The 260-nt window shown below is 70.0% G+C and carries 1 protein-coding gene; it reads right to left on the bottom strand.

Annotation, left to right across the window (positions count from 1 at the left end; genetic code table 11):
• A partial coding sequence (locus CU044_RS32140; RefSeq protein ID WP_240045617.1) for a SulP family inorganic anion transporter occupies nt 1-260 on the bottom strand: 260 nt, incomplete at both ends.

Below are 260 nucleotides of genomic sequence, written 5' to 3'. Positions count from 1 at the left end.
ATGACCGCGGTCATCGGCAGCGCGCCGAGCGCCCCGCAGACCGTGTTCCCCACGCCCTGCGCCATGAGTTCCTTGTTGTAGTCCGTGCGCGGACCGTCATGCATGCGGTCCACCGCGGCGGCGCTGAACAGGCTCTCCGCCGAGGCGATCAGCGTGAACGCGAGCACGGTGCCGATGGCGGCCACGCTCGCCAGCTGCCCGAACTCTCCGAGTCCGGGCGGGTTGATGGACTCCAGCAGGCCCTGCACCTCGACCTTGGC

It is taken from the genome of Streptomyces sp. L-9-10, from assembly GCF_004151105.1.
Lineage (GTDB): Bacteria > Actinomycetota > Actinomycetes > Streptomycetales > Streptomycetaceae > Streptomyces.
Note: the sequence above shows the minus strand (reverse complement) of the source record. Positions and strands in the feature narration are given on the sequence as shown.